Below are 25,415 nucleotides of genomic sequence, written 5' to 3'. Positions count from 1 at the left end.
CCGGTGTGCCGTCCGCACACGACACGAACCGGCCGTCACCGACGATTGCAGGAGTGATTCGCGTGGATCGTGTCGCGCTGCGCGGCCTGAAGGCCCGCGGGCACCACGGTGTGTTCCCCGAGGAACGCGAGGAGGGTCAGACCTTCGTCGTGGACCTCGTCCTGGGACTGGACACCCGGCCGGCCGCCGCCGACGACGACCTGTCGAAGACCGCGCACTACGGAATCGTGGCGGAGGAGGTGGTGGCCGTCGTCCAGGGCGAGCCCGTCAACCTCATCGAAACGCTCGCCGAGCGCATCGCGCAGGCCTGTCTGAAGCACGAAGAGGTCCAGGAGGTCGAGGTCTGCGTCCACAAACCGGACGCGCCGATCACGGTCCCCTTCGACGACGTGACGATCACCATCACCCGGAGCCGAGTATGACTGCCTCGTTCACCGAGGGTCACAGCGACCCGACCGTACAGCCGGTGCCCGCCGCCGTCGTACAGCAGGTCGACGCCGCCGACACCACCCTGCACAACCCGCAACGGGCCGTGATCTCCCTCGGCGCCAACCTGGGCAACCGCCTGGAGACCCTCCAAGGGGCCATCGACGCCCTCGAGGACACCCCGGGCGTCCGTGTGAAGGCGGTGTCGCCGGTCTACGAGACGGAGCCGTGGGGCGTCGAGCCCGGCAGCCAGCCGTCGTACTTCAACGCGGTCGTCGTGGTGAAGACGACGCTGCCCCCGTCCTCGCTCCTGGAGCGGGCCCACGCGGTCGAGGAGGCTTTCCACCGCGTACGGGACGAGCGCTGGGGCGCGCGCACCCTCGACGTCGACATCGTGGCCTACGCCGACGTCGTCTCCGACGACCCGACGCTCACGCTCCCCCACCCGCGCGCCCATGAACGCGCCTTCGTCCTGGTGCCGTGGAACGACGTGGAACCGCAGGCACAGCTCCCCGGCCGCGGCCCGGTGTCCGGCCTGCTGGCCACCGTCACCCGAATCGGCGTCGAAGCCCGCCCGGACCTGGAACTCCGGCTGCCCGAGTAGTCGTTAAGGTCAAAGCAACCACTGTTCGTGGGATCCGGGGGAGCTGAAGGGGCACCGTGAGAGAGCTGCGCATCAGGCTGCTGGCCGGCGTCTTCGTCATCGCCGCAATCCTGTCCTGGGCGGGCGCCCGCCTGTGGAACTCGATCGGGACCCTGCCCAGCGTCCCCCTGGCCGCCCCCATCGTCCTCGCGCTGATCGCCGTGGTGCTGGTCGCCACGGCGCTCTCGATCCGCTCCCGCCTCAAGGCCCAGCGTGAGCGCCGCCCCGAGGCCAAGGGCGTCGACCCCCTGATGGCGGCCCGCGCGGTCGTCTTCGGCCAGGCCAGCGCCCTCGTGGCCGCCCTGGTCGCCGGCATGTACGGCGGCACGGGCGTCTTCCTTCTGGAGTCCCTCGACATCCCCGCCCGCCGCGACCAGGCCATCTACGCCGGCTTCTCGGTCCTGGCGGGTATCGCGGTCATAGTGGCCGCGATCTTCCTGGAGCGGGTCTGCAAACTCCCGGAGGACGACGACCGGAACACGGGGGCGGCGTCGCCGGCATAGCGCCGAAAAGCCCCGTACCGGCCCGCGCCCCAGCCCCCAGACGCCCTGTCCGGTGCGTCAGCGGGCCATGATGAGGCTCATCGCCTCATTGCGTGTCGCCGCGTCCCGCAGCTGCCCCCGCACCGCCGACGTTATGGTCTTCGCGCCCGGCTTGCGGATACCGCGCATCGACATGCACATGTGCTCGCACTCGACGACGACGATCACACCGCGCGGCTCCAGGATCTCCATCAGGGAGTCCGCGATCTGCGTGGTGAGTCGTTCCTGCACCTGCGGCCGACGGGCGTAGACATCCACCAGCCGCGCCAGCTTGGACAGGCCGGTGATCTTGCCGCTGGTGGCCGGAATGTAGCCGACGTGTGCGACACCCCGGAACGGCACCAGGTGATGCTCACACGTGGAGTACACCTCGATGTCCTTCACGAGCACCATCTCGTCGTGCCCCAGGTCGAACGTCGTCGTCAGCACGTCCTCGGGCTTCTGCCACAGCCCGGCGAATATCTCCTGATACGCCCGAGCCACCCGCCCCGGCGTCTCCCTGAGCCCCTCCCGGTCAGGGTCCTCCCCCACCGCGATCAACAGCTCGCGCACCGCGTTCTCGGCGCGCTTCTCGTCGAACTCGCCGATCGAGCCCTCGCCGTCCAGCGTCACGGGGTCGGTCATCTCTGCCTCGTTCCTGGGGGTACCTGCCGACGCGGCCGAAAAGCGCCGCGCCCCCCAGGCTAGATCCTGGGGGGCGCGGCATCCATTCCGGGCCCGGTGGGGTCACCGGGGCCCGGGGTGTCAGTTCTCCGGACGGTCCTCGGTGACCGGCTCGGCCGCCGGGGAGGAGTCCGCCGCCGTGGACTTGGCGGTGGTGATCGCCGGCGTCGCACCGTTGGCGCCGTTCGTCAGTGCGAGCTCCTTGGGGGAGAGCACCGGCGGACGGGTGGACGGCGTGCGACGGGAGGAGCCGGTCCAGGCCGGCCGCGGGGGACGCTTGACGATGGGAGCGAAGACCTCGGCGATCTGCTCCTTGTTCAGCGTCTCCTTCTCCAGCAGCTGGAGCACGAGCGCGTCGAGGACGTCACGGTTCTCGACCAGGATCTCCCAGGCCTCGTTGTGCGCCGTCTCGATGAGCTTCTTGACCTCCTCGTCGACCAGCGCGGCGACCTCTTCCGAGTAGTCACGCGGGTGCGACATCTCCCGGCCCAGGAACGGCTCGGTGTTGTCGCCACCGAACTTGATGGCGCCGAGACGCTCGGTCATGCCGTACTGCGTGACCATCGCGCGGGCCGTCGCCGTGGCCTTCTCGATGTCGTTCGCGGCGCCCGTGGTCGGGTCGTGGAAGACCAGTTCCTCGGCCGCGCGGCCGCCCAGCATGTAGGCGAGCTGGTCGAGCATCTCGTTGCGCGTGGTCGAGTACTTGTCCTCGTCCGGGAGCACCATCGTGTAGCCCAGGGCACGGCCTCGGGACAGGATGGTGATCTTGTGGACGGGGTCGGAGTTCGGGGAGGCCGCCGCGACCAGGGCGTGTCCGCCCTCGTGGTACGCGGTGATCTTCTTTTCCTTGTCCGACATGATCCGGGTCCGCTTCTGCGGGCCCGCCACGACGCGGTCGATGGCCTCGTCGAGCATGTGGTTGTCGATCAGCTTCTTGTCGCTGCGCGCCGTCAGGAGCGCCGCTTCGTTCAGCACGTTCGACAGGTCCGCGCCGGTGAAGCCCGGCGTCCGGCGGGCGACCGCCGACAGGTCGACGTCCGGTGCGACCGGCTTGCCCTTCTGGTGAACCTTGAGGATCTCCAGACGGCCCTGCATGTCCGGGCGGTCGACCGCGATCTGGCGGTCGAAGCGGCCGGGGCGCAGGAGGGCCGGGTCGAGGATGTCGGGCCGGTTCGTGGCGGCGATCAGGATGACGCCGCCCTTCACGTCGAAGCCGTCCATCTCGACGAGCAGCTGGTTCAGGGTCTGCTCGCGCTCGTCGTGACCACCGCCGAGGCCGGCGCCGCGATGGCGGCCGACCGCGTCGATCTCGTCGACGAAGACGATCGCCGGGGCGTTCGCCTTGGCCTGCTCGAAGAGGTCACGGACTCGGGAGGCACCGACACCGACGAACATCTCGACGAAGTCGGAACCGGAGATCGAGTAGAACGGCACGCCTGCCTCGCCCGCGACAGCACGCGCGAGCAGGGTCTTACCGGTGCCGGGCGGGCCGTACAGCAGTACGCCCTTGGGAATCTTGGCGCCGACGGCCTGGAACTTCGCCGGCTCCTGGAGGAACTCCTTGATCTCGTGGAGCTCCTCGACGGCCTCGTCGGATCCGGCGACGTCGGCGAACGTCGTCTTGGGGGTGTCCTTGGTGATGAGCTTCGCCTTGGACTTCCCGAAGTTCATGACCCGGGAGCCGCCGCCCTGCATCTGATTCATCAGGAACAGGAAGACGACCACGATGAGGACGAAGGGGAGCAGGGAGAGCAGGATCCCGACGAAGGCGTTCTGCTTCGTCGGCGAGACGGTGTACCCGTCGGGGATCTGCTTCTGCTGGAACTTGCCCTGCAGGGTGTTGGCGATGTCCACACCCTGGTCGCCGATATAGCTCGCCTGGATCTTGGAGCTGCCCTCGACCTTTTCGCCGTCCTTGAGCTGGACCTTGATGGTCTGCTCGTCGCCGGTGGTCAGTTTGGCTGATTCGACCTTGTTCTCATTGATCGCCTGGACGACCTGGCCGGTGTCCACCGTCTTGTAGCCGCCGGACGAGCCGACAACCTGCATCAACACGACCACGGCAAGGACGGCCAGCACGATCCACATGACCGGCCCACGGAAGTATCGCTTCACGTCCATCCATACGGAGCGGTGTCGCCCCGTCCCTCCTGCCATAGTGAGTTTGATAAGACAGTTCTTCTGACGGTACCCCAGCATTGTCGTCCGAAGACGCACAGGACGGCTGACGAACCCGTCTGCATGCTCCAACGGCGCGGTGCCCGCCAGGGTTCCCGATCTTCCTACGGGGCTGGGCCCTTCGGGTCAGCCGCCGTAGACGTGGGGCGCGAGCGTACCGACGAACGGCAGGTTGCGGTACTTCTCGGCGTAGTCGAGGCCGTAGCCCACGACGAACTCGTTGGGGATGTCGAAGCCGACCCACTCGACGTCGATGGCGACCTTGGCGGCGTCCGGCTTGCGCAGCAGGGTGCACACCTTGAGCGTCTCCGGCTCGCGCGAGCCGAGGTTGGACAGCAGCCACGACAGGGTCAGGCCCGAGTCGATGATGTCCTCGACGATCAGGACGTGCTTGCCCTTGATGTCGGTGTCGAGGTCCTTGAGGATCCGGACGACACCGGAGGACTGGGTGCCCGCGCCGTACGACGACACGGCCATCCAGTCCATGGTGACGGGGGTGGACAGCGCCCGCGCGAGGTCGGCCATGACCATCACCGCGCCCTTCAGGACGCCGACGATGAGCAGGTCCTTGCCCGCGTACTCCGCGTCGATCTTCGCGGCCAGCTCTACGAGCTTGGCGTCGATCTCTTCCTTGGTGATGAGCACCTCTTTGAGGTCGGTGCCCATGTCTTTCGCGTCCACCCGCATCACTTTCGGTCGTCCCACCAGCTGTCCGGCCCCGCTGAGGGGCGTAAGGATTCAGCCTTGCCGAATCACCAGTCTGCCACCCTGGCGCTGGGCGACGACCTTGCCGGGGAGATTGATGACTCCCTGGCCGCGCCAGCCGGTGATCAGCCGGTCGACTTCCTCGATGTGACGGGCGAAGAGCGAGCCTGCGGGGGCGCCGGCCTCGATGGCCGCGCGGCGCAGGATGCGGCGGCGCACGGCGGGTGGCAGGGCGTAGAGCTTGGCGCACTCGAGGAGGCCGGCGGCGTCGCGGACGGCGGTCTCGGCCTGGCTGGCCCAGGCGTCGAGGGCGTCGGCGTCGTCGCGGGAGAGCTGGGCCGTACGGGCGAGTGCCTCCACGACACCTTTGCCGAGGGCCTTCTCCAGGGCGGGCAGGCCCTCGTGGCGCAGGCGGGAACGCGTGTACGCCGGGTCCGCGTTGTGCGGGTCGTCCCAGACGGGGAGCGACTGGACCAGACAGGCCTTGCGGGCGGTCTGCCGGTCGAGCTGGAGGAAGGGGCGGCGGTAACGGCCGCCGGCCCCCGAGACCGCGGCCATTCCGGACAGGGAGCGGATGCCGGAGCCGCGGGCGAGGCCGAGCAGGACGGTCTCGGCCTGGTCGTCGCGCGTGTGGCCGAGCAGGACGGCACAGGCTCCATGGCGTGCGGAGGCCGCGTCGAGGGCGGCGTAGCGGGCGTCGCGGGCGGCTGCCTCGGGTCCGCCTTCGCGGCCGACGGTCACGGCGACGGACTCGACGGGGTCGAGACCGAGTTCGCGCAGGCGCAGGGCGACTTCGTCGGCGCGCAGATCGGAGCCGGGCTGGAGGCCGTGGTCGACGGTGACGCCACCCGCGCGGATGCCGAGTTTGGGGGCCTCGAACGCGAGAGCGGAGGCGAGGGCCATGGAGTCGGCGCCGCCGGAGCACGCCACGAGCACGAGCGGCGACGGCGGGCGCTCATACGGGGTTTGCTCGGCGGAGGAGGTCTGATGGTCGTTGAGGATGTCGTGGAGGGCGCGGCGGACCGCCAGGCGTATCGCCGCGACCGCAGGATGGGGACCCATGTCCGGTTCCCTTCATGAAGTTTTCGGGGGTGAGCCCGAGTTCGGTCACTCAGAGTGTGTAGATGGTGACAGAACCGGGGCGTTACCCGAGCATTGCACGCCTACCCAGGGCTCACGGTCCCTCGGACGGGTGATTGAAGGGGCGTTCGCCTGCCGTCGGCCGGTTTTCTTTCACGACCCTTCCGCGGGGCTCACGACTCGGCCTTGCGGTGCACCCGCGCGATCCAGTCCGCCGGTTTGGCGATCTCCGTCTTCGTCGGGAGGGTGTTGGGGGAGGTCCACACACGGTTGAAGCCGTCCATGCCGACCTCGTTGACGACGGCGCGCACGAAGCGTTCGCCGTCGCGGTACTGCCTGAGTTTGGCATCCAGACCGAGCAGCTTGCGCAGGGCCATGTCCAGGCGGGAGGCGCCCTTGGCGCGACGCTGCTGGAACTTCTCGCGGATCTCCTGGACGGTCGGTACGACTTCCGGACCCACTCCGTCCATCACGAAGTCGGCGTGGCCCTCCAGGAGGGACATCACGGCGGTGAGGCGGCCGAGGATCTCCCGCTGGGCGGGCGTCTGCACGATCTCCACCAGCGACCGTCCGCCGTCCTCCTCCTCGCCCTCGGGGCGCCCGCCGGCAAGCGACTGGGCGGCCTCCCGGATGCGTTCCAGGACGGTCATGGGGTCGACCTCGGTCTCCCCCAAGAACGACTGGATTTCACCCTCCAGGTGGTCCCGCAGCCAGGGCACGGCGGTGAACTGCGTGCGGTGCGTCTCCTCGTGCAGGGTCACCCACAGGCGGAAGTCGTGGGGCTCTACGTCGAGTTCGCGCTCCACGTGCACGATGTTCGGCGCGACCAGCAGGAGGCGGCCGCCGCCGTTGGCGCCTGCGGGGAGTTCGCGGGTGGCCGGGGCGAAGGTCTCGTACTGGCCGAGGACGCGGGAGGCCAGGAAGGACAGCAGCATCCCGAGTTCGACACCGGTCACCTTGCCGCCGACGGCGCCGAAGACCGCGCCGCCCGGTGTACCGCTGCGACGTTCCTGCATCTTCTCGAGCAGCGGCTTCAGGAGTTCCCGGAAGCCGGCGACGTTCGCCTTGACCCAGCCCGCGCGGTCCACGACGAGGAGCGGGGTGTCGTGGGTCTCCTCGGTACCCATTCGAGTGAAGCCGCGGACGTGTTCCTCCGAGGCCCTGGCGTGCTTGCGCAACTCGGCGACGACGGCCCTGGCCTCGTCGCGGCTCACCTCCGGGCCCGGCCTCACGAGCCGGGTCGCGGTCGCCACCGCGAGATTCCAGTCGACCATCTCTGCACCACCGATGCTCGTCATGCGTCAACCGTACGTGAGCGTTCCCGCTTCGGGCAGGCCACAGCGGTCGGTTGCGGCCGACGGGCACGCTGAGGCCGTCCGGGACGGATGTGCCGACGGAGACGGCTGTACGGCGGTGGCGGCGCCCTCGGTCAACGGCAGCCGCACGCCGCCAGCGCGGTGGCGGTCCGGTCCAGCGCCGACTGTGCCGCGTCCTTGTTCGTCGTGTCCGACGCGAGGAAGGCGAACGCCAGGAGGCGGCCCTCCTGGTCGACCACGGTTCCCGCGAGAGTGTTCACGCCGGTCAGCGTGCCCGTCTTGGCCCGTACGACGCCGGCCGCGCCGCCCGTGTAACGGGTGCTCAGGGTGCCGGTGAAGCCCGCGACCGGAAGGCCGGTGAGGACGGGGCGGAGTTCGGGGTGGGCCGGGTCGCCCGCCTTCACCAGGAGAGCCGTCAGCAGATCCGCCGTCAGTCTGTCCTCGCGGTTCAGGCCGCTGCCGTCCTTGAAGGAGGCGCCGGAGACCGGGAGTTCGAGCTTCTTCAGCTGCGCCCGGATCGCCTCGCCACCGCCCGCGAAGTCGGCGCGTACCTTCGCCGCCACGGCCGTCTGGCGGGCCAGGGCCTCCGCGATGTCGTTGTCGCTGTTGGTCAGCATGCGCTCGACCAGGGCGGACAGGGGCGGGGAGGAGACCTCGGCGAGCGTCTTCGCGCGGTCCGTCGCCTTGGAGGGACCGGGGGACGTGGTCCTGATCCCGGCCTCCTCCAGGAATCCGGCGAACTTGCGGGCCGCGTCCTGCGCGGGGTTCTCCACGCGGACCGCCGTGCCGCTGGTGCTGTCGTCCGTGCGGCCCTCGTCGGCCATCAGGGCGCTGACCGGGGCGAGGTTGTCGTTGTCGGCGCCGATCGGGTGGATCCCGGAGCCCGCGTACAGGGTCGTGTCGTACGAGAGGGTGACCTTCCGTACGCCGTCCTTCTTCAGCGCTTCGGCGGCCTCGGCGGCCAGGTCGCGCAGGCTCGCCGAACCCTCGGCGTCCTTGCGGGCCGTCAGGGTGGGGTCGCCGCCGCCGACGAGGACGAGTTCCTGGGTGTCGGGCTCGAGGTCCGCGCGCGTGGTGAGGCGGTGGTCGGCGCCCATGGAGGACAGGGCCGCCACCGCGGTGGCGATCTTCGTCGTGGAGGCGGGGGTGAGGGCGGTGCCCCCACCGGTGCCGTAGAGCCGCTTGCCGGTGGCGATGTCGACGACCTCGGCCGCACGGCTGGTGCCGAGTGCCGCGTCCTTCAGGAGCGGGCCCAGCACGTCCGCGAGGGCCGGTCCGGTCGGCGCCGACTTCACCGTGCTGCCGGCGCCGCCGAGGCCGGTGAGGACGGAGGCGGCGCTGGGGGCGGGCTCGGGCGCCGCTTGCGTCGTACCGGAATCGCGATCGTGATCTGCGCCACCCGTGTGCTCCAGGGCGGCGGCCCGGTCCCGCTCGGCCGTACGCTGACCGGAGGAGTCCCAGGGGCCGGCGGCCGTCACCACGACGGCGGTCAGCGCCAGTCCCGCGGTGGCGGCTCCGGCCGTGTACTGCCAGGTCCGCACCTTTGTGACCTGCACCGACATGGTTCGGCCGAGTCGCGTGACCCGTGGTTTCGCGGCGGTCGCGGCCTGTGCCAGACGGGGTCGCACGGCGTTCGCGAACCGCGCCACATGCGGTTTCGCGGCCCGCCAAGGCCTCAGTTCAGGCACGACCACCAGCCCCTTTCGCGATCACACACCTGCGTGAGGGACACTTAACCACCAGAACTATGTGTTGATCATGGAGGAGCCACCGGTGGAGTTCGACGTCACGATCGAGATTCCGAAGGGTTCGCGGAACAAGTACGAGGTGGACCACGAGACCGGTCGGATCCGCCTGGACCGTCGACTCTTCACCTCGACCGCCTACCCGACCGACTACGGCTTCGTCGAGAACACTCTCGGCGAGGACGGCGACCCGCTGGACGCGCTGGTCATTCTTGACGAGCCGACGTTCCCGGGCTGCCTCATCAAGTGCCGCGCGATCGGCATGTTCCGGATGACGGACGAGGCCGGCGGCGACGACAAGCTGCTGTGCGTGCCGGCGACGGATCCGCGCCAGGAGCACCTGCGTGACATCCACCACGTCTCCGAGTTCGACCGCCTGGAGATCCAGCACTTCTTCGAGGTCTACAAGGACCTGGAGCCCGGCAAGTCCGTCGAGGGCGCCAACTGGGTCGGCCGCGTCGACGCCGAGGTCGAGATCGAGCGGTCGTACAAGCGCTTCAAGGAGTCCGGCGGCCACTGAGGCCCCTTTTTGCGCCTAAACCGGCGCCGCTCTCGCGGACTTGGTTGCTCGCCGTTGTGGTTGCGCAATTGATGGTTGCGGTACGAGCGCCATGGCGTGTCAGGCCGCGCGGTTCCCCTGGGGCCGTGCGGCCGTTTGTTTGTCTGTGCGCATACTGGTGCGAACCGGAGGTGCGTACACAGGAGCTGTGAGTGACGGAAGCGGAGGACCGCAAACCGCAGTCGGACGAGGCGAGGGGTGTCTACGACCCCGAGATCACGTCCGAGTTCGCGATCCCCCAGGGGCTCGCGGTGCCCAGAGGCGGCACGGAACCGGAGACGACGAGCGAGTTCGCCGTCCCCGTCGGTCTGGACGTCCCGCAGGTGCCCTCGGTCGAGCCCGAGGGGTCGGCGTTCAACACGCCGCGCACCTACAGCGCCAAGCAGGCGCCGGCGTTCACCCCGGCGACCGGCATACCGGTGGTCAGTCTGACCAAGGACGTGCCCTGGCAGGACCGGATGCGCACGATGCTGCGGATGCCGGTGGCCGAGCGGCCCGCTCCGGAGTCGGCGCCGAAGGCCGAGGACGAGGGGCCGGCCGTCCCGCGCGTGCTCGACATGACGCTGCGTATCGGCGAGCTGCTGCTCGCGGGCGGTGAGGGCGCGGAGGACGTGGAGGCGGCGATGTTCGCCGTCTGCCGGTCGTACGGCCTCGACCGCTGCGAGCCGAACGTCACCTTCACGCTGCTGTCGATCTCGTACCAGCCGTCGCTGGTCGACGATCCGGTCACGGCGTCCCGGACGGTACGGCGGCGCGGCACCGACTACACGCGGCTCGCGGCCGTCTTCCACCTGGTGGACGACCTCAGCGACCCCGAGACGGCGATCTCCCTGGAGGAGGCCTACCGGCGGCTCGCCGAGATCCGCCGCAACCGGCACCCGTACCCGGGCTGGGTGCTGACCGGGGCGAGCGGGCTGCTCGCCGGTGCGGCCTCGGTGCTCGTCGGCGGTGATCTGATCGTGTTCGTCGCGGCCGCGCTGGGCGCGATGCTCGGCGACCGGCTGGCGTGGCTGTGCGCGGGGCGCGGGCTGCCGGAGTTCTACCAGTTCACGGTGGCCGCGATGCCGCCGGCCGCCATAGGGATCGCGCTGACGCTGGCCGACATCGACGTGAAGGCCTCCGCGGTCATCACCGGTGGGCTGTTCGCGCTGCTGCCGGGGCGGGCGCTGGTGGCGGGCGTGCAGGACGGGCTGACCGGCTTCTACATCACCGCGTCGGCGCGGCTGCTGGAGGTCATGTACTTCTTCGTCGGCATCGTGACGGGCGTGCTGCTGGTCCTGTACTTCGGGGTGCAGGTGGGTGCCGAGCTGAATCCCGAGGTCGCGGTGAGCATCCCCGAGCGGCCGCTGTGGCAGATCGCGGCGTCGATGATGCTGTCGCTGACCTTCGCCGTGCTGCTCCAGCAGGAGCGGTCGACCGTGCTGGCGGTGACCCTGAACGGCGGGGTCGCCTGGTCGGTGTACGGCGCGCTGCGCTACGCCGGTGACATCTCGCCGGTTGCCTCCACGGCGGTGGCGGCGGGCCTGGTGGGGCTGTTCGGGCAGATGATGTCGCGGTACCGGTTTGCTTCCGCGCTGCCCTACACGACCGCTGCGATCGGGCCTCTGCTGCCCGGTTCCGCCACGTACTTCGGGCTGTTGGCCATCGCGCAGAACGAGGTGGACAAGGGACTGGTGTCGTTGGCCACGGCGGCGTCACTCGCCATGGCCATCGCCATCGGGGTCAACCTCGGGTCGGAGATCTCGCGGTTGTTCCTGAGGGTGCCGGGTGGGGCTGCTTCGGGGCGCAGGGCGGCGAAGCGGACGCGTGGGTTCTGAGCGCCCGAGAGCTGGGTGTGCGCCCCTGAACGGGCGCTTCAGTAGCCCTGGTTGGGCGGGTACTGCTGGTTCTGCCGGCCGTCGTACTGCTGCTGGTCGCCGTATCCCTGGGGGTACTGCTGGGCGTACGGCTGCTGCTGTTGCTGGGGCTGCGGGGCGTAGTACTGGTCGTAGCCGTACTGCTGCCGGCCCTGCTGGCCCTGCTGGCCCTGCTGGCCGTAGCCCTGGTCGTTCTGGTTGCCGTACTGCTGCTGGTGCTGCTCGTCGTCCGACGGGATGCGGCGGAGCTGGGTCGTCGCGTCGTCCATGGGCGGGGGCTGGTAGGCCTGGGGGGCCGGGGCCTCGGCTGCCGCCTTCTTCTTCTTGGAGCGCTCGCGGAGGTACTCGATGATGATCGGGACGACCGAGACGAAGACGATGAGGACGAGGATCGCCTCGACGTTCTTGTGGATGATGTCGATCTGGCCGAGCCAGTAACCCGCGAGGGTGACGCCGGTGCCCCAGGCGACACCACCGATGACGTTGTACGTGAGGAACGTGCGGTACTTCATCCGGCCGGCGCCCGCCACGATGGGGGCGAAGGTGCGCACGATCGGCACGAAGCGGGCCAGGACGATCGCCTTCGGGCCGTACTTCTCCATGAACTCGTGGGCCTTGTCCAGGTTCTCCTGCTTGAAGAGCTTGGAGTTGGGACGGTTGAAGAGCTTGGGCCCGAAGAACTTTCCGATCATGTAGCCGACCTGGTCACCGACGACGGCCGCCACCACGATCAGGAAGCAGACCAGCCACAGCGGCTGGCTGATGTACTCGCCCTGGGCCACGAAGAGACCCGCCGTGAACAGCAGCGAGTCACCGGGCAGGAACGCGAACAGACCCGACTCGGCGAAGACGATCAGCAGGATGCCTGGCAGGCTGAACGTCTCGATCAGATAGTTCGGACTGAGCCACTCGGGGGCGAGCGCGAGCGTGGTCACGGGTCTGTGGCTCCTGGTACTGGGAGACGGGCTGGGGCTGGCTGCCCAAAAGTATCAACGCAGCCGTCACAACCCAGGTTCCATGCGGTCTCCCAGGATGCACTGTGCGCCCGCTGGGACAAAGCTGTGGGGCATGGGTATCGAAGACTACGGCGGCGGTCAGGGACCCCAGCCGGACGTGCTGGTCGTGACCACGAACGACGCACCCGGCTACCGGGTGCAGGAGGTACTGGGTGAGGTGTTCGGGTTGACGGTCCGCTCCCGGCATCTCGGGAGCCAGATCGGGGCGGGACTGAAGTCGATGGTCGGCGGTGAGCTCAAGGGGCTCACCAAGACGCTCGTGCAGACCCGCAACCAGGCCATGGAACGCCTCGTCGAGCAGGCACGCGCGCGTGGTGCGAACGGGGTGCTGGCGTTCCGCTTCGACGTGACCGAGGCGGCGGACGTCGGCACCGAGGTGTGCGCGTACGGGACGGCCGTGATCCTGACCCGGGAGTAGGCCCTTCCTCCCGGGTCGGGACCTCAGGAGGTGTGCCGGGCCGCGTTCGCGTCGATCGCGGCCCTCAGGTGCTCGGCGAGACCGGGGCGCATGGAGTCGTAGAACGCCTTGAAGCGCTCGTCGGACACATACATCTCGCCCAGGGACCGGTGCATGTCGTACGGGCACTCGTAGAACCAGCCGCAGATGTGCCGCCGGTGCTCCTCGGCCATGTCCATGGCCGTCTCGGACGCCGGCGGGTCACCGGCTGCCATCAGGCCGCTGTAGCGCTCGCTCCAGTCGGCCACTTCGGCCTGCATGCGTTTCCAGTCGTCCTTGGTGTAACCCGCTGCGCGGCGCTGTGACTCGGCGTACGCCTCCGTGCCGCCCCAGCGCTCCTCCGCCTCCTCGGCGTACTGCTCGGGGTCCTTGTCGCCGAAGACCTCGAACCGCTCCTCGGGTGTGAGGTTGATGCCCATCTTCCGTGCCTCCATGGCCTGCTCCACGGCCGCCGCCATCTTCCGCAGCCTCTCGATCCGGGCGGTCAGCAGCTCGTGCTGGCGGCGCAGGTGGGCGCGCGGGTCCGCGGCCGGATCGTCGAGCAGGGCGGCGACCTCGTCGAGCGGGAAGCCGAGCTCCCGGTAGAACAGGATCTGCTGCAGCCGGTCGAGGTCGGCGTCGCTGTAGCGCCGGTGGCCCGCGTGGCTGCGCTCGCTGGGTACGAGCAGTCCGATGCCGTCGTAGTGGTGCAGTGTGCGCACCGTCACTCCGGCGAAACCGGCGACCTGTCCCACGGAATAGCTCACTTCTTCCGCTCCCTTCTCGGTACGTCCTCCACCCTGCGGCCTCACGCCACGTGAGGTGCAAGCCCGTTCCGCCTCGGGTCCCGGGGCCGGACCTCCAGGTGTCATGCCGGTTTTGTCCGTTTATCGTGAGCCCGTGGCCCAGGACACCGCGCGGCAGGCAACGGCAACCCCGGCCCGCGCGCTCCTGCCCTTGATCCTCCCCGCTCTCGTCGTGGGCGTGGGCGCGAGTCTGCTCCTTCTCGGAGTGAGCGCCGCGGCCGAGGCGCTCCAGCACGTGCTGTGGCGGAACCTGCCCGATGCCCTGGGGATCGGCCGGTACTCCGTGCTGTGGACGATCGTCATGCTCACCGCCACCGGTGTGGCGGTCGGCCTCGTGATCTGGAAGGTGCCGGGGCACGCCGGGCCCGACCCGGCCACCACGGGCCTGGACGCTCCCGTCCTGCCGCCCGCCGTGCTGCCCGGGCTGCTGCTGGCGACCGCGCTGATGCTCGCGGGCGGACCCAGCCTCGGACCCGAGAACCCGATCATCGCCGTGAACGTCGGGCTCGCCTTCTGGCTGGGCCGCCGACTGCTCCCCCGGCTGCCGGGCGGGCTGTGGGTGGCGCTGGCGGAGGCGGCGACGATCGGCGCGCTCTTCGGCACCCCGGTCGCGGCGGCGCTCCTCATCTCCGAGGCGCTGGCGGGACGCCGGCTCAAGGGGGCGCTGTGGGACAACGTCTTCGCGCCGCTCGTCGCCGCCGCCGCGGGAGCCGTGACGACCACGCTGGTGGCCCATCCGACCTTCGATCTGCATCTGCCCCCGTTCGGGCACCCCGGCTGGGGCGATCTGCTGGCGGTGCTGGTGATCGCGTCCGCCGCCGCGCTGCTCGGCATGTGCGCCGTCCGCGCCTTCCCCTACGTCCACGGCTGCTTCGCGCGGCTGCGCCATCCGATGCTCGCGTTGCCCGTCGGCGGGCTCGTGCTCGGGCTGCTGGGGGCGCTCGGCGGTCACCTCACCCTCTTCAAGGGGCTCGACGAGGTCGAGGAGATCGCGGCCGACCCCGACGGCTGGTCGGCCGGGGAGTTCGCCACGATGACGGTGGTGAAGCTGGCCGCGCTGCTCGTCGCCGCGTCCTGCGGCTTCCGCGGCGGGCGGATCTTCCCGGCCGTGTTCGTGGGCGCCGCCTTCGGGCTGTGTGCCCATGCCCTGGTGCCCGGTGTCCCTCCCGCGCTCGGTGTCGCCGCCGGAGTGCTGGGCATGCTCCTGGCCATCACCCGGCAGGGCTGGGTGAGCCTGTTCACGGCCGCCGTGCTGGTGGCCTCTCCGGCGATCATCGCCCTGCTGTGCATCGCCTCACTGCCCGCCTGGCTGCTGGTGACCGGCCGCCCCCAGATGCAACTGCGCGCAGACGGAACGCCGGTCCGCTGAATCCCACCCCCGAGGAGTCGATCGATGCCGCTGCACGAAGGCCCCGGAACACCCGACGAGCGTCCCTTGTCCGTCAACCCCTTCTTCGGAGAGGCGAACCCGGTCGCCGGTATGACCGAGGCCCCGCCCAAGCACCGGCTCCCGGACGCTCCCCTGCCGCCCTCGACCGCGTACCAGCTCGTCCACGACGAACTGATGCTGGACGGCAACTCCCGGCTCAACCTCGCCACCTTCGTCACCACCTGGATGGAACCGCAGGCCGGGGTCCTGATGGGCGAGTGCCGGGACAAGAACATGATCGACAAGGATGAGTACCCGCGCACCGCCGAACTGGAGCGGCGCTGTGTGGCGATGCTCGCCGACCTGTGGAACGCCCCCGACCCGTCGGCGGCCGTGGGCTGTTCGACGACCGGCTCCAGCGAGGCGTGCATGCTCGCCGGGATGGCGCTCAAACGGCGGTGGAGCAAGCGGAACCCCGCGCCCGGCGCCCGGCCCAATCTCGTCATGGGGATCAACGTCCAGGTCTGCTGGGACAAGTTCTGCAACTTCTGGGAGGTGGAGCCCCGTCTCGTCCCCATGGAGGGCGACCGCTTCCACCTCGACCCGCAGGCCGCCGCCGCACTGTGCGACGAGAACACCATCGGTGTCGTCGGCATCCTCGGCTCCACCTTCGACGGCTCCTACGAACCGATCACCGAGCTCTGCGCCGCCCTCGACGAACTCCAGGAACGGACCGGCCTCGACATCCCCGTGCATGTCGACGGCGCGTCCGGCGCCATGGTCGCCCCCTTCCTCGACCCGGAACTGATCTGGGACTTCCGGCTGCCGAGGGTCGCCTCCATCAACACCTCGGGGCACAAGTACGGGCTCGTCTACCCGGGCGTCGGCTGGGCACTGTGGCGCGACAAGGAGGCCCTGCCCGAGGAACTCGTCTTCCGCGTCAACTACCTGGGCGGCGACATGCCGACCTTCGCCCTCAACTTCTCCCGGCCCGGCGCCCAGGTCGTCGCCCAGTACTACACCTTCCTGCGGCTGGGCCGCGAGGGCTACCGGGCCGTGCAGCAGTCCACCCGGGACGTGGCCCTGAGCCTCGCCGAACGCGTGGAGGCGCTCGGCGACTTCCGGCTGCTGACCCGGGGCGACCAGCTGCCGGTCTTCGCCTTCACGACCGGCCAGGACGTGACGGCGTACGACGTCTTCGACGTGTCCCGGCGGCTGCGGGAGAGCGGCTGGCTGGTCCCGGCGTACACCTTCCCGCCGAACCGGGAGGACCTGTCCGTGCTGCGGGTGGTGTGCCGCAACGGCTTCTCCGCCGATCTCGCCGAGCTGTTCGTGGAGGACCTGCGCCGGCTGCTGCCGGAGCTTCGCCGCCAGTCGCATCCGCTGACCCGGGACAAGGAGGCGGCGACCGGGTTCCACCACTGAGCCGGTCAGGTGCCGTCGCCCAGGTCGAAGGTCCTCCAGTGGACCCCGTCGGCGGATATGCGGTACCTCCCGGCGCCGAAGCTGTCGCCCCACAGATAGCCGAGCGGGGTCGTGGTCACCCAGCCCTGCGGTCCCCGGCCTCCGGAGCTGCGGCTGAAGGAACGGCCGTCATCGGTACTGCGCCAGACGCCGTCCTCGCCGTGGACCGTGAGGCCGCCGTCGGCGGCGGCGATCGGGGCACCGAGGATCGAGCGGGGCTCGGCTCCCTTGCGGTGCTTCCAGACCTGCTCCCAGGTGTGGCCGCCGTCGGTGCTGCGGTCGATCGCGAGCAGGCCGTTCTTCACGTCGTCCTCGTCGGGCAGCTGACCGTGGTGGGCGGCGTAGAGCACCGAGCCGTCGGTCACCACGGTCATGCTCCAACCCTTCGGCCCGGCGGGCATCGCGGACGTACGCCAGCTCTTGCCCCGGTCCTCGCTGACGGCAAGTGCGGGGTTGCCCGAGCGCGGGTCGCGGCCGTAGGTGAAGAGCCGCGCACCGATGTGACCCGCCGGGATCACGACCCCTTTCAGCGGAGGCTGGTCGGCCAGAATCCGGTACTCCCCCGTGTCGGGCATCACCGCCACCAGACGGGACCGGGCGCATCCGTTGCCCTCCTCGTCGGGCCGTGAGCAGTTCTCGACCAGGACCCCGCCCTCGGGGACCGTCGTCGTGGTGCCCGTCGGCTCGTTGGTCGCCTCTCGCCAGCTGTTCCCGGCGTCACCGGTGAACCACGTGCGCTCCGGTGGCGGCCACTTGCCCTCGGTGATCAGCGCGCGGCCGGGTCCGAGGACGACGAGTCCGGCGGTGATGCCGAGGTCGCCCGTCACGTCCGGAAGCGGCGAGGTCCCCAGCCGCCAGGCCCCGGCGCCCTTCTCCAGCACGGCGACTCTCTGCACGCACCGGGTCTTCCCGCACTCGGCGAGCAGCGCGAACCCGCTGCCGTCCGCGGCGAACCCGACATCGACCGCGCCTCCGGGCAGTCCGGCCCCCGACGGGATGCGGGCGGGCATCGCTGCCTGAGAGGCGGAGACCCGCCCGCCCGGGTCCGTCCGGGTACATGCCGCCATGACGGCCAGCAAGCCCAGCACGACGGCCACCACGACCGCCGCCCTTCCCCTGACCCGCTCCATGACGTCCCCCGATCCCGGTCCGCGATGCACCGACATCTCTGGTACACCGCTCGCCGCGCCGGGGTTCCCACTTCCTCACGACGACTTTCCGGGCGGCCCGCCGACGGCCCCGACAGCCCGGACTACTTGCTCAGCGCCCCGAACCGCCGTACCGCCAGCGGAAAGAACACCGCCACCAGCGCCACCGGCCACACCACGGCCGCCCACACATGCCCCGGCTCACCGCCGGGGCCGCCGAACAACTCCCGTACCGCCGTGGCCGTCTGGGACATCGGGTTCCACTCCACGACCGTGCCCAGCCAGCCCGGCATGGACTCGGGCGTGGCGAAGGCGTTGGACAGGAAGCCCACCGGCCAGACCAGGATCTGCACGGCCTGCACCATCTCCGGTTTACCCGCGACCATCGCCAGGTGGATGCCGATCCAGAGCATGGCGAAGCGGAACAGCAGCAGGAGGCCGACGGCGCCGAGGAAGCCGGACACCCCGCCGTGCGCACGCCAGCCGAGCGCGCAGGCCACGCCGATCATCACCGCCAGGCCCAGCGCCGACTGGAGCATGTCGGCCACCGAACGCCCCACCAGCACCGCCCCGTTGGCCATGGGCATCGAACGGAACCGGTCGATGACGCCCTTGTTGAGGTCCTGGGTGACGGAGAGCATCGTGCCCTCCAGGCCGAAGGCCATGGTGAGCGCGAGCATGCCGGGGACCAGGTAGTCGACGTAGTCACCGTTCACGCCCCGGCCGCCGCCGACCAGATACGCGAACATCAGCAGCAGCATCACGGGGAAGACCAGCCCGACCAGGACCCGCACCGGCTGCCGTGCCCAGTGGGCGAGTTCACGCCGGGTCATGGTCCAGGAATCGGTCAGCGCGTACGTACTCATGCGGCCTCCTTCGTTCGGCGGTCCCCGTCCGTGAGGTGCAGGAACACCTCGTCGAGCGTCGGCCGCCGCAGTGCCACGTCCTCCGCCTCGATCCCGGCCTCCTCCAGCGCCCGTACGACCCCGGAGAGCGCCGCCATACGGTCGGTGACCGGGGCGCTGAGCAGCCGGCGGTCGGGGTCGACCGAGACGCCCGCCCCGGGCAGCGGCAACAGGGCCACCGCCGCGCCCAGTTGGCCCTCGTCGCGCAGGACGACGTCGATGCGGTCGCCGCCCGTCAGGGCCTTCAGTTCGTCCGGTGTGCCGTCGGCGATCACCCGGCCGGCGTCGACGACCGAGATGCGGTCGGCGAGCTGGTCGGCCTCGTCCAGGTACTGCGTGGTCAGCAGGACCGTGGTACCGCCGCCGACCAGGGTGCGGACCGCGGACCACACCTCGGCGCGGCCGCGCGGGTCGAGGCCGGTGGTGGGTTCGTCCAGGAAGAGCACCTCCGGCTCGGTGATCAGGGAGGCCGCGAGGTCCAGGCGGCGGCGCATGCCTCCGCTGTAGGCGCGGACCGGTTTGCGGCCGGTGCCGGCCAGGTCGAAGCGCTCCAGGAGCTCGTCGGCACGCGCGCGTGCCCGGCGGGCGCCCAGGTGGTAGAGGCGGCCGAACATCTCAAGGTTCTGCCGGCCGCCGAGTTCCTCGTCGAGCGCCGCGTGCTGGCCGAGCAGGCCGATGCGGAAGCGCACCTCGTGCGCCTGCCGTACGACGTCATGGCCGGCGACCTCGATACGGCCCGCGTCCGGCCGGAGCAGGGTGGACAGGATGCGGACCAGGGTCGTCTTGCCCGCGCCGTTCGGCCCGAGCACTCCGTGCACCGTGCCTCGCCCGACCTCCAGGTCGAGGCCGTCCAGTGCGTTCTGTGCGGTGGTGCCTCCGCCGTACTTCTTGCGTGCCCCTTCGACGGTGATCGCCGCGTCGGCCACTGGGACTCCTTCGCTAGTCAAACTTGACTACCAGCTCAAAGTTAATACCCCGGCATCGGTTAGTCAAACTTGATTAGCGGGCGTCCTCCGGATGCCGCTCCCCTGTCGCGTAAGGGTTCTCCTGGTCCTCGGCGAGCACTCCGACGAACCGTTCGCCCTCCTCCGCGAAGGTGTAGGCGCCACCCTCGATCCGGGAGATCAGCCCCTGGGTCCACTCGGCCTCCGCGTCGGCCGTGTGCACCCACAGGTTCATGATCTCGCCGATGTGGCCGAGCTGTTCCGGGCCCTCTTCCGGGATGTAGTGCTCGGTGACGGCCGCGCGCCACTCCTCGATCCTCCGGGTGCGCTCCTTGAGGAGGGCCACCGCCTCGGCGCGCGGGAGGTCGACCATGCAGCCGATGGCCGCGGACTTCATGTCCATCTTCTGGTCGTACGAGGTCAGCGCCTCGCGCACCAGACCGAGGTACTGCTCGGTGCCGGCCTCGGTGATCTCGTACTCCGTGCGGGGCGGTCCGCCCGCGGTGGACGGTGCGATCTCGTGCGCGTACAGCAGTCCCTGCTTGGCCATCTGCTTCAGGGCGTGGTAAATCGAGCCGGGCTTGGCGTTGGACCACTCGTGCGCGCCCCAGTACTCCAGGTCGTTGCGCACCTGATAGCCGTGGGCCCGCCCGTGCTGGCGCACCGCGGCCAGCACGAGGAGACGGATCGTTGACATGCCGTCCAGGTTATGGCCTCAGCTCCGGGCCAGTCCCACCAGCTCGAAGGCCGTCTTCCCGTCGAGGGACTCGCGGATGATGTCGGCGTGGCCCGCGTGGCGGGCCGTCTCGCGGATCAGGTGCAGAACCAGCCAGCGCAGGGAGACCGACTCGTCCGGCGGGAACCAGGGGTCGTTCGGGAGCGGGAAGGTGTCGTCGAGGCTCGGCACCGCGCGGATGAACGCCTCCGTCTCGTCGGCGACCTCTTCCCAGTACGCCAGCTGCTGCTCCACGGTCTCGCCGTCGACCAGCACGAAACACTCGTGCCAGTTCGACTCGTCCCGCTTCACCGCCGGCGCCTCGCCCTTGGCCCGTGCCACCCAGCCCTGCTCGACCTCGGCCACGTGCTTGAGCAGGCCCGCCAGGGACAGTTCGCTCGCGCTGGGCCTGCCGGACGCCTGTTCGTCGGTGAGCCCGAGCAGGGCCCGGCGGATGCCGCCGCGCTGTTCGGCGAGGAAGGAGAGCAGTGCGCCGCGCTCGTCGCCGTGGGCCTCGGCTCGCACGTGAGTGACCATGACCGGCCGCCTTTCGTCGTTCATCGGGGTCAGCTGGCTCTGCCTGACACCTACGAAGTTACGGACCCTTGCGGTCAGGTTCTGTCCTCAATGGAGAAGGCGGAATGCCGAAGCCGACGCCCGGCCCCCGCGGGGACCGGGCGTCGGCTCGGTTCGGCTCGGTGCTCTTCGGTGGGTGGTTCGTCAGAACGGGAACCTGCTCCGCCCGTGCTGCACCGAGATCCACTTCAACGTGGTGAAGGCGTCCAGCATCGTCTCGCCGTTGAGGCGGCCGACACCGGAGCTCTTCTCGCCGCCGAAGGGGACGATCGGCTCGTCGTGGACGGTGCCGTCGTTGACGTGGAACATGCCGGTGTCGATGCGCTTGGCGAAGTTGACGCCGCGCTCGATGTTGGCGGTGTGGACGGCGCCGCTGAGGCCGTACGGGGTGTCGTTGACGACGCGGACGGCCTCCTCCTCGCCGTCGACCGGGATGAGGAAGGCGACCGGGCCGAAGACCTCCTGGTGGAGGAGGGCGGAGCCGGCCGGGATGTCCGTGAGGACCGACGGGGAGACCAGGTTGTCGGTCGCCTCACCGCGCACCAGGGCCGTCGCGCCCTCGGCTATCGCCTGCTCGACGGTGCTCGCGAGGGCGTCCGCCTGGGAGGAGTTGATGACCGGGCCGATCACCGTCTCAGGGTCGCGCGGGTCGCCCACCTTGAGGCTCTTGACCTTCGCGACGAACTTCTCGGTGAACTCGTCGGCGATCGAGCGGTCCACGAGCACCCGGTTGGCGGCCATGCAGACCTGGCCCTGGTGGACGTACCGGCTGAAGACCGCGGCGTCGACGGCGTAGTCGATGTCGGCGTCGTCGAGCACCACGATGGCGCTGTTGCCGCCGAGTTCGAGAACCGAACGCTTGAAGTGCGAGGCGGTGACGGTGGCGACGTGGCGGCCGACCTTGTCGGAGCCGGTGAAGGAGATGACCTTCGGGACGGGGTGCTCGATGAAGGCGTCGCCGATCTCCGCGATGTCGGTGACGACGACGTTGAGGAGACCCTTGGGCAGGCCCGCGTCCTCGAAGATCTTCGCGACCAGGGTGCCGCCGGTGATCGGGGTGTTCTGGTGCGGCTTCAGCACGACGCCGTTGCCGAGCGCCAGCGCCGGGGCCACCGACTTGATCGACAGCAGGAACGGGAAGTTGAAGGGGCTGATCACGCCCACCACGCCTACCGGCACCCGGTAGACGCGGTTCTCCTTGCCGTCGATAGGCGACGGGATGATGCGGCCCTCGGGGCGCAGCGACAGGTGGATCGCCTCGCGCAGGAACTCCTTGGCGAGGTGGAGCTCGAAACCGGCCTTGACGCGTGTGCCGCCGAGCTCGGCGATGATCACGTCGGTGATCTCCTGCTCGCGCTCATTGATCAGGCCGAGCGCCTTCTCGAAGACCCCGCGGCGGGCGTAGGGGTTGGTGTCGGCCCACTGCTTCTGGGCGCGGGCCGCCGCCTGGTACGCCTCGTCGACCTCGTCGACCGTGGCTATGGTGATCGACGCCAGCTTCTCGCCGTCGTACGGATTGAAGTCGATGATGTCCCAGGATCCGGTGCCCGGGCGCCACTCACCGTCGATGTACTGCTGGGCCAGATCAGTGAAGTACGACGACATGTGATCCCCAAATCGCTAGCTAGCAGACACACGCGACGCGCGATCGACGTCACGGTCTGATCACGCGTCATCGTACTTGTGCCGCAAGCGAGTTGGGGACGCAGAGCGAGGTTCTGGGGAAAACCCTCGGAGAGTCGGCGAAGATCTCAGGAGAGCTGGAGGAGACCTCGTAGAAGGTCCCGGCTCTCGTCCGGCCCCGGGCTGTCCTGCTGGAGCTCCTTGAGCGCCTTCTCGTACTGGGCGACGTCCTCGCGCTTGTCCAGGTACAGGGCGCTGGTGAGCTGCTCCAGATAGACCACGTCCGAGAGGTCGGACTCGGGGAAGCTGAGGAGGGTGAAGGCGCCGGACTCGCCGGAGTGGCCGCCGAAGCCGAACGGCATGACCTGCAGCCGTACGTTGGGGCGCGTGGAGACCTCGATCAGATGCTGGAGCTGGCCCCGCATCACCTCGCGGTCGCCGTAGGGCCGGCGCAGCGCCGCCTCGTCCAGGACGATGTGGAACTCGGGGCCGCCCGCTTCGGCGAGGTACTTCTGGCGTTCCAGGCGCAGCGCCACCCGCTTCTCCACGTCGGCCTCGCTGGCACCCTTCATGCCGCGCCGCACGACCGCGCGGGCGTAGGCCTCGGTCTGCAGCAGGCCGTGCACGAACTGCACCTCGTACACCCGGATCAGGGTGGCGGCGCCCTCCAGGCCGACATAGGTGGGGAACCAGCTCGGCAGGACGTCGGAGTAACTGTGCCACCAGCCCGCGACGTTGGCCTCGCGGGCGAGGGAGAGAAGGGAGGCGCGCTCCTGCTCGTCCGTGATGCCGTACAAGGTCAGCAGATCCTCCACGTCCCTTGTCTTGAAGCTCACCCGGCCCAACTCCATCCGGCTGATCTTCGACTCCGAGGCGCGGATGGAGTAGCCCGCGGCCTCGCGGGTGATTCCGCGTGCCTCACGCAGTCGCCTGAGTTGCGAGCCGAGCAGCATGCGCCGCACCACCGATCCGGGCTCTCCCGCGCTCACGTTCGCCAGCCTCCCCAGCCGTCTTCAGGAGCCGAAGTCTGCCACTAAAACACTTCGAGCTGTACTCGTCCGATTACAGAGATGGAAAGAAGCCAAAGATTCCACACAGCAGGAGGGGAGGAGAAGGCAAGAGAAGTAAGGAAGTTGGCGGAAAAAATGCCCAACAAGCGGTACGGGAACGTCCAATTCGGTCACGTGCACGTGCATCTGCACCTTGCATCTGCACTCCTCATCCGAAACCATGGTCCCGCGCAACCGCTGCATCGCAACGACCGCGAACCTCCGGGAGTGCCTCGCATGGGGACGAATGGATCGACCATGCTCGAGCCGTTACGGCAGGGCCTTCCGCCGCTGGATCCCGCGGCCGTGTCCAACGCCGCCTCCTGTGCTCTGCCCGCCCGTTACGAAGCGGTGCGCGAGGCACGGCAGTTCACCCGCAGAACGCTGGACCAGTGGGACATAGGCGACCGCTTCGACGACGTCTGTCTGGTGGTCTCCGAACTGGTCACCAACGCCCTGCGACACGGTCTGCCGACGAGCAACGGACACGCACCCGAACAGATTCCGCCCGTGCGACTGCATCTGATGCGCTGGACGGAGCGGCTCGTGTGCGCGGTGCGCGATCCCAGCCATGACAGTCCGGTCGCGCGCGACTCGGACGACTTCTCGGCGGAGTCCGGGCGGGGCCTGTTCCTCGTCGACTCCTTCGCGGACGGCTGGGGTTGGCATCCGCTCGCCGGCACGCTCAACGGCAAGGTCGTCTGGGCGCTGTTCCGCCTGCAGTCGGCCGAGTGAGGCCCCGCGGCGTTTTTCGACGCCGAGGTTCTACGCGCGTCACGGGGCGTGAGGCGGCGATCGCCCTGAGTCCTCCGCACGGTGACGAGGCGTCGGCCCCGGAACGTCAGCCCACTACGAGGTGGTCGAACTCGCCGTCCTTCACCCCGAGCAGCATCGCCTCTATCTCGGCGCGCGTGTAGACGAGCGCCGGACCGTCGGGGAACCGTGAGTTGCGCACGGCCACACCCCCGTCGGGGAGCCGCGCGAACTCGACGCAGGAACCCTGCGAGTTGCTGTGCCGGCTCTTCTGCCAGGCCACCCCGTTCAGCTCCGTGGCTGCCATGCCGTTGTACACGTCGTTGTACACGTCGTGGTCCACAGGTCGCTCCCCGGTGGTGCGGTGGCCTTGGGGCCAATTGATGCAGTGGTCAACTGGTCCGGATCATAGCTCTGTTCACGTGCAGATGCATGAGCAGATGCACGTGCACGCGGGGTGGTCCTGTGATTACAGATGTGACGTACGGGGCGCCGGTCACGTTCCCCCGGCACCTCGGCATCTGGGCCGAACCCCCTCGTGTATGAGGAATAGACGCGTACCGCGCCTGTTGTGTTCCAACCTTCACCCAATCGTGCGGGGGCAAAGTTCGGCCCCGGCGTGAACCGTGTCCACGCCGGGGCCTCGGAGGGGGCGTTCGATCAGCGGTTGCCGTACGGCAACAGTGCCATCTCCCGGGCGTTCTTGATGGCGCGGGCCAGCCTGCGCTGCTGCTGGGACGTGACGCGGGTGACCCGGCGGCTGCGGATCTTGCCGCGGTCGGAGATGAACTTCCGCAGCAGATCGGTGTCCTTGTAGTCGATGTAGGTGATCTTCGCCTGGTCCAGCGGGTTGGGACGGTTCTTGGCGGGCTTGCGCTCGGGCTTGCGGGGCATGCGG

At 69.5% G+C, this 25,415-nt stretch carries 26 protein-coding genes; 9 read left to right on the top strand and 17 right to left on the bottom strand.

Going from position 1 to position 25,415, the window contains the following annotated elements:
* Window positions 1-62 precede the first annotated feature (62 nt).
* Genes folB through ACIOHP_RS07110 form a run of 3 tightly spaced genes read left to right on the top strand, consistent with a single transcriptional unit; the run spans window position 63 to window position 1,572 of the window.
* Window positions 63-422: a dihydroneopterin aldolase gene (gene folB / locus ACIOHP_RS07120; RefSeq protein WP_307027670.1), complete on the top strand. Its 360-nt coding sequence runs from the start codon at window positions 63-65 to the stop codon at window positions 420-422.
* On the top strand, window positions 419-1,030 hold the full coding sequence (gene folK, locus ACIOHP_RS07115) for a 2-amino-4-hydroxy-6-hydroxymethyldihydropteridine diphosphokinase (RefSeq protein WP_361552759.1): 612 nt from the start codon (window positions 419-421) through the stop codon (window positions 1,028-1,030). Before folB ends, folK begins: the two co-directional genes overlap by 4 nt.
* A gap of 56 nt (window positions 1,031-1,086) precedes the next feature.
* Window positions 1,087-1,572: a DUF3180 domain-containing protein gene (locus ACIOHP_RS07110; RefSeq protein WP_361552762.1), complete on the top strand. Its 486-nt coding sequence runs from the start codon at window positions 1,087-1,089 to the stop codon at window positions 1,570-1,572.
* A gap of 57 nt (window positions 1,573-1,629) precedes the next feature.
* On the opposite strand, the gene folE is transcribed toward ACIOHP_RS07110, so the two are convergent.
* From folE to dacB, 6 genes are all read right to left on the bottom strand, one after another.
* Window positions 1,630-2,235 carry a GTP cyclohydrolase I FolE gene (gene folE / locus ACIOHP_RS07105; protein ID WP_266889305.1) on the bottom strand — a complete coding sequence of 202 codons (606 nt, stop codon included), beginning with the start codon at window positions 2,233-2,235 and terminating at the stop codon, window positions 1,630-1,632.
* A 120-nt stretch (window positions 2,236-2,355) separates the two neighbouring features.
* Window positions 2,356-4,395, bottom strand: a complete 2,040-nt coding sequence (gene ftsH / locus ACIOHP_RS07100; RefSeq protein ID WP_361552765.1) for an ATP-dependent zinc metalloprotease FtsH — start codon at window positions 4,393-4,395, stop codon at window positions 2,356-2,358.
* 183 nt (window positions 4,396-4,578) lie between these two features.
* The gene (hpt, locus tag ACIOHP_RS07095) at window positions 4,579-5,139 is read right to left on the bottom strand and encodes a hypoxanthine phosphoribosyltransferase (RefSeq protein ID WP_046260375.1); all 561 of its coding nucleotides are present in this window, start codon (window positions 5,137-5,139) and stop codon (window positions 4,579-4,581) included.
* A 51-nt stretch (window positions 5,140-5,190) separates the two neighbouring features.
* Window positions 5,191-6,219 carry a tRNA lysidine(34) synthetase TilS gene (gene tilS / locus ACIOHP_RS07090; RefSeq protein WP_361552768.1) on the bottom strand — a complete coding sequence of 343 codons (1,029 nt, stop codon included), beginning with the start codon at window positions 6,217-6,219 and terminating at the stop codon, window positions 5,191-5,193.
* Window positions 6,220-6,410: 191 nt separating this feature from the next.
* Complete coding sequence (locus ACIOHP_RS07085) at window positions 6,411-7,535, bottom strand: zinc-dependent metalloprotease (RefSeq protein ID WP_401884039.1); 1,125 nt, start codon at window positions 7,533-7,535, stop codon at window positions 6,411-6,413.
* Window positions 7,536-7,666: 131 nt separating this feature from the next.
* Window positions 7,667-9,115 carry a D-alanyl-D-alanine carboxypeptidase/D-alanyl-D-alanine-endopeptidase gene (gene dacB, locus ACIOHP_RS07080; protein ID WP_401884037.1) on the bottom strand — a complete coding sequence of 483 codons (1,449 nt, stop codon included), beginning with the start codon at window positions 9,113-9,115 and terminating at the stop codon, window positions 7,667-7,669.
* Window positions 9,116-9,326: 211 nt separating this feature from the next.
* Between dacB and ACIOHP_RS07075 the strand changes: the two genes are divergently transcribed.
* Window positions 9,327-9,818, top strand: a complete 492-nt coding sequence (locus ACIOHP_RS07075; RefSeq protein WP_046260371.1) for an inorganic diphosphatase — start codon at window positions 9,327-9,329, stop codon at window positions 9,816-9,818.
* A gap of 191 nt (window positions 9,819-10,009) precedes the next feature.
* The gene (locus ACIOHP_RS07070) at window positions 10,010-11,674 is read left to right on the top strand and encodes a threonine/serine exporter ThrE family protein (RefSeq protein ID WP_401884035.1); all 1,665 of its coding nucleotides are present in this window, start codon (window positions 10,010-10,012) and stop codon (window positions 11,672-11,674) included.
* A 38-nt stretch (window positions 11,675-11,712) separates the two neighbouring features.
* Here the strand turns inward: ACIOHP_RS07070 and ACIOHP_RS07065 are convergent, their stop codons facing one another.
* Entirely contained in the window at window positions 11,713-12,648 is a 936-nt protein-coding gene (locus ACIOHP_RS07065; protein WP_401884033.1) for a DedA family protein, read from the bottom strand.
* Window positions 12,649-12,781: 133 nt separating this feature from the next.
* On the opposite strand from ACIOHP_RS07065, the gene ACIOHP_RS07060 reads away from it, so the two are divergent.
* Window positions 12,782-13,147: a YbjQ family protein gene (locus ACIOHP_RS07060; RefSeq protein WP_327718506.1), complete on the top strand. Its 366-nt coding sequence runs from the start codon at window positions 12,782-12,784 to the stop codon at window positions 13,145-13,147.
* A 23-nt stretch (window positions 13,148-13,170) separates the two neighbouring features.
* Here ACIOHP_RS07060 and ACIOHP_RS07055 read toward each other — a convergent pair whose 3' ends face one another.
* Window positions 13,171-13,932 (bottom strand): MerR family transcriptional regulator, encoded by a 762-nt coding sequence (locus tag ACIOHP_RS07055; protein WP_401884031.1) that lies wholly within the window; start codon window positions 13,930-13,932, stop codon window positions 13,171-13,173.
* Between the two features lie 133 nt (window positions 13,933-14,065).
* Between ACIOHP_RS07055 and ACIOHP_RS07050 the strand changes: the two genes are divergently transcribed.
* Both ACIOHP_RS07050 and ACIOHP_RS07045 read left to right on the top strand, forming a co-directional pair.
* On the top strand, window positions 14,066-15,340 hold the full coding sequence (locus ACIOHP_RS07050; RefSeq protein ID WP_401884029.1) for an ion channel protein: 1,275 nt from the start codon (window positions 14,066-14,068) through the stop codon (window positions 15,338-15,340).
* A gap of 24 nt (window positions 15,341-15,364) precedes the next feature.
* Window positions 15,365-16,765: a glutamate decarboxylase gene (locus ACIOHP_RS07045; protein WP_401884027.1), complete on the top strand. Its 1,401-nt coding sequence runs from the start codon at window positions 15,365-15,367 to the stop codon at window positions 16,763-16,765.
* 5 nt (window positions 16,766-16,770) lie between these two features.
* Here the strand turns inward: ACIOHP_RS07045 and ACIOHP_RS07040 are convergent, their stop codons facing one another.
* The 7 genes from ACIOHP_RS07040 to ACIOHP_RS07010 form a co-directional block, all read right to left on the bottom strand.
* Window positions 16,771-17,934 (bottom strand): WD40/YVTN/BNR-like repeat-containing protein, encoded by a 1,164-nt coding sequence (locus ACIOHP_RS07040; protein ID WP_401884025.1) that lies wholly within the window; start codon window positions 17,932-17,934, stop codon window positions 16,771-16,773.
* 122 nt (window positions 17,935-18,056) lie between these two features.
* The gene (locus ACIOHP_RS07035) at window positions 18,057-18,818 is read right to left on the bottom strand and encodes an ABC transporter permease (protein WP_401884023.1); all 762 of its coding nucleotides are present in this window, start codon (window positions 18,816-18,818) and stop codon (window positions 18,057-18,059) included.
* Window positions 18,815-19,783 carry an ATP-binding cassette domain-containing protein gene (locus tag ACIOHP_RS07030; protein WP_401884021.1) on the bottom strand — a complete coding sequence of 323 codons (969 nt, stop codon included), beginning with the start codon at window positions 19,781-19,783 and terminating at the stop codon, window positions 18,815-18,817. Before ACIOHP_RS07030 ends, ACIOHP_RS07035 begins: the two co-directional genes overlap by 4 nt.
* A 73-nt stretch (window positions 19,784-19,856) precedes the next feature.
* A complete protein-coding gene (locus ACIOHP_RS07025; protein WP_401884019.1) occupies window positions 19,857-20,498 on the bottom strand; it encodes a PadR family transcriptional regulator in 642 nt (213 codons plus the stop codon).
* Window positions 20,499-20,516: 18 nt separating this feature from the next.
* Window positions 20,517-21,053 carry a DinB family protein gene (locus ACIOHP_RS07020; RefSeq protein ID WP_361552799.1) on the bottom strand — a complete coding sequence of 179 codons (537 nt, stop codon included), beginning with the start codon at window positions 21,051-21,053 and terminating at the stop codon, window positions 20,517-20,519.
* Between the two features lie 183 nt (window positions 21,054-21,236).
* Window positions 21,237-22,697, bottom strand: coding sequence for an aldehyde dehydrogenase family protein (locus tag ACIOHP_RS07015; protein ID WP_361552802.1), 1,461 nt, complete (start codon window positions 22,695-22,697; stop codon window positions 21,237-21,239).
* A gap of 146 nt (window positions 22,698-22,843) precedes the next feature.
* On the bottom strand, window positions 22,844-23,668 hold the full coding sequence (locus tag ACIOHP_RS07010) for a helix-turn-helix transcriptional regulator (RefSeq protein WP_046260358.1): 825 nt from the start codon (window positions 23,666-23,668) through the stop codon (window positions 22,844-22,846).
* A 333-nt stretch (window positions 23,669-24,001) separates the two neighbouring features.
* Here ACIOHP_RS07010 and ACIOHP_RS07005 point away from each other — a divergent pair, with 333 nt between their 5' ends.
* Complete coding sequence (locus ACIOHP_RS07005; RefSeq protein ID WP_171142472.1) at window positions 24,002-24,499, top strand: ATP-binding protein; 498 nt, start codon at window positions 24,002-24,004, stop codon at window positions 24,497-24,499.
* A 106-nt stretch (window positions 24,500-24,605) separates the two neighbouring features.
* Here the strand turns inward: ACIOHP_RS07005 and ACIOHP_RS07000 are convergent, their stop codons facing one another.
* Together ACIOHP_RS07000 and rpsR are read right to left on the bottom strand one after the other, a co-directional pair.
* A complete protein-coding gene (locus ACIOHP_RS07000; protein ID WP_266823915.1) occupies window positions 24,606-24,860 on the bottom strand; it encodes a DUF397 domain-containing protein in 255 nt (84 codons plus the stop codon).
* 317 nt (window positions 24,861-25,177) lie between these two features.
* On the bottom strand, window positions 25,178-25,411 hold the full coding sequence (rpsR, locus tag ACIOHP_RS06995; RefSeq protein ID WP_046260355.1) for a 30S ribosomal protein S18: 234 nt from the start codon (window positions 25,409-25,411) through the stop codon (window positions 25,178-25,180).
* Window positions 25,412-25,415 lie beyond the last annotated feature (4 nt).

It is taken from the genome of Streptomyces sp. NPDC087859, assembly GCF_044742595.1.
GTDB lineage: Bacteria > Actinomycetota > Actinomycetes > Streptomycetales > Streptomycetaceae > Streptomyces > Streptomyces canus_F.
This window is presented reverse-complemented; position numbering and strand designations above follow the sequence as displayed.

Coding starts and splice junctions, on each gene's coding strand:
- ACIOHP_RS07060 (WP_327718506.1), top strand. CDS start 12,782: ATGGGTATCGAAGACTACGGCGGCGGTCAGGGACCCCAGCCGGACGTG.
- hpt (WP_046260375.1), bottom strand. CDS start 5,139: ATGCGGGTGGACGCGAAAGACATGGGCACCGACCTCAAAGAGGTGCTC.
- ftsH (WP_361552765.1), bottom strand. CDS start 4,395: ATGGACGTGAAGCGATACTTCCGTGGGCCGGTCATGTGGATCGTGCTG.
- rpsR (WP_046260355.1), bottom strand. CDS start 25,411: ATGCCCCGCAAGCCCGAGCGCAAGCCCGCCAAGAACCGTCCCAACCCG.
- ACIOHP_RS07005 (WP_171142472.1), top strand. CDS start 24,002: ATGGGGACGAATGGATCGACCATGCTCGAGCCGTTACGGCAGGGCCTT.
- ACIOHP_RS07040 (WP_401884025.1), bottom strand. CDS start 17,934: ATGGAGCGGGTCAGGGGAAGGGCGGCGGTCGTGGTGGCCGTCGTGCTG.
- ACIOHP_RS07035 (WP_401884023.1), bottom strand. CDS start 18,818: ATGAGTACGTACGCGCTGACCGATTCCTGGACCATGACCCGGCGTGAA.
- ACIOHP_RS07025 (WP_401884019.1), bottom strand. CDS start 20,498: ATGTCAACGATCCGTCTCCTCGTGCTGGCCGCGGTGCGCCAGCACGGG.
- ACIOHP_RS07045 (WP_401884027.1), top strand. CDS start 15,365: ATGCCGCTGCACGAAGGCCCCGGAACACCCGACGAGCGTCCCTTGTCC.
- ACIOHP_RS07085 (WP_401884039.1), bottom strand. CDS start 7,535: ATGACGAGCATCGGTGGTGCAGAGATGGTCGACTGGAATCTCGCGGTG.
- tilS (WP_361552768.1), bottom strand. CDS start 6,219: ATGGGTCCCCATCCTGCGGTCGCGGCGATACGCCTGGCGGTCCGCCGC.
- dacB (WP_401884037.1), bottom strand. CDS start 9,115: ATGTCGGTGCAGGTCACAAAGGTGCGGACCTGGCAGTACACGGCCGGA.
- ACIOHP_RS07020 (WP_361552799.1), bottom strand. CDS start 21,053: ATGGTCACTCACGTGCGAGCCGAGGCCCACGGCGACGAGCGCGGCGCA.
- folK (WP_361552759.1), top strand. CDS start 419: ATGACTGCCTCGTTCACCGAGGGTCACAGCGACCCGACCGTACAGCCG.
- folE (WP_266889305.1), bottom strand. CDS start 2,235: ATGACCGACCCCGTGACGCTGGACGGCGAGGGCTCGATCGGCGAGTTC.
- ACIOHP_RS07010 (WP_046260358.1), bottom strand. CDS start 23,668: ATGCTGCTCGGCTCGCAACTCAGGCGACTGCGTGAGGCACGCGGAATC.
- ACIOHP_RS07015 (WP_361552802.1), bottom strand. CDS start 22,697: ATGTCGTCGTACTTCACTGATCTGGCCCAGCAGTACATCGACGGTGAG.